Raw genomic sequence first — 3,173 nt, forward strand, 5'->3', positions numbered from 1 at the left:
GACGATCCGTTCGCCGTTCCAGACACAGCGCGACGACGCGTTCCTGCTGGGCGCGGTGGGCCAACTGTGGCGCTCGGGCATCGAGCCGGACTGGGCGGCGTTCTACCGTGAGGAACGCCGGTTGAAGGTCTCGCTGCCGACCTACGTCTTCGACCGGCAACGCTACTGGATCGACGCCGAAGTGGAAGAGGTGTCTCTGGCGAGCCGCCTGATGACGCAGGTCGAGAAGTCGCCGTTGGCCGACTCGTTCTACGCGCCGTCGTGGAAACGCGCCGGTACGGTGGACGGCGCACTGGAAGCTGCCACGCCAGAGGATGGCTCCTGCTGGCTGATCTTTGCCGACGCAAACGGTATCGGCAACGCGCTCGCCGCGGCGGTGAAACCGCTGGGCATCAAATCGGTGCTGGTCCGCCAAGGTAAGGCGTTCTCGGTTGCCGAGGACGGCTCCCTGACCGTCCGCGTTTCGGAGCAAGACGATTACGCTGCGGTATTGAAGGAACTCAAGCAGCGCAAGCTCACACCGCATCGCATCGTGCATCTGTGGGCGACGGAACGTTGCAAGGATGATCTGAATGGACTGCTGCAGGAACAGCTGGATCGTGGTTTCTACAGCTTGTTCTATCTGGCACAGGCTGTTGGCGAGCGCCTGAGCGACACGCCGATCGAGCTGTGCATCGTTGCCAGCGATCTGGAGCCGGTACTGGGTACGGAGACGATCCATCCGGCCAAGGCCACGCTGCGCGGACCGTGCAAGGTGATCCGTCAGGAATTCACGACGATCGCCTGCCGCAGCATCGACCTGTTCTCGTCCGAAGAAGAGGACCTGGGGGCGGAGCACCTGGGATCGCGACTGGCCGCGGAAATCCTGTCCGGTGGCGAGGACCAGTTCGCTGCGTTTCGTGAGGGTGAGCGCTGGGTTCCGTTTGCCGAACCGGTGCGGATCGACGCACCGCAGGATGCCGTGCCGCGCCTGAAGGAGGGTGGGGTCTACCTCATCACCGGCGGCCTCGGCGGTATCGGTCTGGCTTTCGCCGAGTACCTGTACCGAACGCAGTCGGCCAAACTGGTGCTGCTGGGCCGTTCAGGATTGCCGCCGCGCGAGGAGTGGGACGAGATCCTGGCCGCGAATGCGGAAGACCGGATCACCGAGCGGGTACGCAAGGTCCATGACCTCACCGAGGCCGGCGCCGAAGTGCTGCTGATCACGGCGGATGTGGCCGATGCGGAACAGATGGAAGCGGCCGTGCGTGAGGCCGTGCAACAGTTCGGTGCGATCGACGGCGTGATCCATGCCGCAGGCCTCCCCGGCCAGGGGCTGACCCAGCTCAAGACCACGGAGACCGTGGCGCAGGTCATGGCACCGAAGATTCAGGGCACGCTGGCGCTCGACCGCGCTTTGACCCGGGCAGGTGTCGAACTGGACTTCCTGCTCCTGGTGTCGTCGATCGCGGCGATCACCGGCGGCGGCCCGGGTCAGATCGACTACTGTGCCGCAAACGCATTCCTGGACGCGTTCGCGCAGCGCCATCGCCACAGGCATGGTTTGACGGTGTCGATCAATTTCGGCGAGTGGCAGTGGGATGCGTGGAGCGATGGACTGAAGGGCTATCAGCCGGAAATGCAGGAAGCGCTGAAACAGCACCGCAGACAGTTCGGCATCACCTTCGAAGAAGGCATGGAAGCCGTCCGTCGCATTCTTGCGCTGGATGTACCGCAGATGATCCTGCTGCCCGAGGATGCGGTGGCGATGATCGAGAGCAGCAACAGTTGCTTCGTCACCACCATATCGAGTGCGGTGCAGCAGACACGCGGGCGCCGACAAGCGGCCTATCCCCGACCGAGTCTTGCGACCCAGTTCGTAGCCGCAAGCAATGAACTGGAGCGTAAGGTCGCCGAAATATGGCAGCGAGTCCTGGGAATTTCGGAAATAGGAACCAAGGACAATTTCTTCGATCTTGGCGGCAACTCGCTCGTCGGCTTGCAGGTGGTCGCCGAGCTGCGGAAAGAACTGGATGTCGAACTTCGTCAGGTCGTGTTGTACGAGGCACCGACGATCGATGCACTGGTTCGCTATCTGTCACCTGAACTTGAGGATCAGGTCGGTGAAGCGGCTACACAACTGCTTACCGAGCGACGCGAGCGGATCAAGGCGGGACATGGGTCTCACGATATTGCTCTGATCGGCATGTCCGGCCGTTTCCCGGGCGCGCAAACCCCGCACGAACTATGGAGGAATGTCGCTGCTGGCGAAGAAGCGGTGAGCTTTTACAGCGATGCCGAATTGCGGGAAGCCGGCGTCAGTCCGTCCAAGCTGCAGGACCCGAATTATGTGCGGGCCGGTTATGACGTCCAGGACTTCGACCAGTTCGATGCAATGCTGTTCGGCTATGCACCACGCGAAGCGGAGTTCATTGATCCGCAGCATCGCCAGTTCCTCGAATGCGCCTGGGAAGCGCTGGAGGATGCGGCCTGCGACCCCGAAAGCTACAACGGCTTGATCGGTATCTTCGCCGGATCGAGCGGCAGCGCGTACATGCAGAACCTGCTTTCCCGTCCGGACCTTTTGGATTCCGGCATGGCCATACTTCAGGCGGGTATCGGCAATAACAACGACTCACTGGCGACCCGGGTGGCCTACAAGCTCAACCTGCGCGGTCCGGCGATATCGGTGCAGACCTTCTGCTCGACGTCAGGTGTGGCCATGCATTCCGCTTGCAAGAGCCTGCAGTACGGCGAATGCGACATCGCCATGGCCGGTGGCGTCAACATCGCCATCTCGGGCAAGGCCGGATATCTGTATGCAGAGGGAGGCATCGAATCGCCCGATGGCCATACCCGAACCTTCGATGCCGACGCGAAGGGATCCGTCATCGGTGACGGCGTTGGTGTGGTGGTGTTCAAGCGTCTTGAGGAGGCGCTGGCCGACGGCGATCAGATTTACGCTGTGGTGAAGGGCTCGGCCCTCAACAACGACGGTTCATTCAAGGTCGGCTACACCGCCCCGAGCGTCGAGGGTCAGGCTGCGGTGGTCACCGAAGCGCTGGCCGCCGCTGATGTACCGGCCGACAGCATCCGTTTCATCGAGACGCACGGTACGGCGACGGAGCTGGGCGATCCCATCGAGGTGGCGGCGCTGACCAAGGCCTACCGTCAGTTCACCGACAGGGTCGGTT

1 protein-coding gene is annotated in these 3,173 nt (G+C 62.5%); it reads left to right on the top strand.

Translation table 11 applies throughout. The features are described 5' to 3' along the window. Positions 1 to 3,173: SDR family NAD(P)-dependent oxidoreductase (locus HF690_RS14940; RefSeq protein WP_168610011.1), on the top strand; the 3,173-nt coding region annotated here is incomplete at both ends.

Origin of the sequence: Oleiagrimonas citrea (genome assembly GCF_012395255.1) — a bacterium.
Classification (GTDB): domain Bacteria; phylum Pseudomonadota; class Gammaproteobacteria; order Xanthomonadales; family Rhodanobacteraceae; genus Oleiagrimonas; species Oleiagrimonas citrea.